1 protein-coding gene is annotated in these 373 nt (G+C 68.1%); it reads right to left on the bottom strand.

The window, feature by feature from the left end; genetic code table 11:
• On the bottom strand, positions 1-360 hold a 360-nt coding region (locus C2I19_RS21275; RefSeq protein WP_146056918.1), incomplete at its 3' end, for a hypothetical protein.
• Between the last annotated feature and the right edge of the window lie 13 nt (positions 361-373).

The raw sequence follows: 373 nt of genomic DNA, 5'->3' as shown, positions 1-373 counted from the left end.
AGCCGCGTCGTAGACGGTGCGGGTGGTTTGGTCTTGCGCATTGCTCGGCCGCTGCCGCAGGTAGGCGCTCAGCGTGTCCGCCGTCCACTCCCCGCCATTCACCGGCACCCCGGCCATCGTCACCGCAATCGGCTCGCCCGAACCCTGCCAGGCGCCCAGTCCGCTTTCGAAACCATCCTGCAGCGCCACGCCTTGTTGCGCGCTGCTCACCGTCACATCGTCGAACAGCACCGCATGGCCGGCGGCGTGATGTGCACCGTCGCGGTCGCCGTACAGGTAGACGCTCAGGTCGGCCGCTTCGCTCAGCGTCATGCTCACCGTCAGCTTGCGCCAGCCGTTGTCGCCGTATGCCGTCGCCATCTGCTGGCTGCTG

It is taken from the genome of Chromobacterium alticapitis (assembly GCF_002924365.1).
Taxonomy (GTDB): Bacteria; Pseudomonadota; Gammaproteobacteria; order Burkholderiales; family Chromobacteriaceae; genus Chromobacterium; species Chromobacterium alticapitis.
Note: the sequence above shows the minus strand (reverse complement) of the source record. Positions and strands in the feature narration are given on the sequence as shown.